The 265-nt window shown below is 50.9% G+C and carries 1 rRNA gene; it reads left to right on the top strand.

The features are described 5' to 3' along the window. Window positions 1–265 (top strand): 23S ribosomal RNA (locus tag EAE93_RS24155); the annotation flags it as partial.

Below are 265 nucleotides of genomic sequence, written 5' to 3' on the forward strand. Positions count from 1 at the left end.
ATCCTCCAAGGCTAAATACTCCTGACTGACCGATAGTGAACCAGTACCGTGAGGGAAAGGCGAAAAGAACCCCGGCGAGGGGAGTGAAAGAGAACCTGAAACCGTGTACGTACAAGCAGTGGGAGCCTTGATTCGTCAGGGTGACTGCGTACCTTTTGTATAATGGGTCAGCGACTTATATTCTGTAGCAAGGTTAACCGTATAGGGGAGCCGCAGGGAAACCGAGTCTTAACTGGGCGAAGTAGTTGCAGGGTATAGACCCGAA

The organism is Photorhabdus akhurstii (assembly GCF_018448925.1).
In the GTDB taxonomy this organism is placed as follows: domain Bacteria; phylum Pseudomonadota; class Gammaproteobacteria; order Enterobacterales; family Enterobacteriaceae; genus Photorhabdus; species Photorhabdus akhurstii.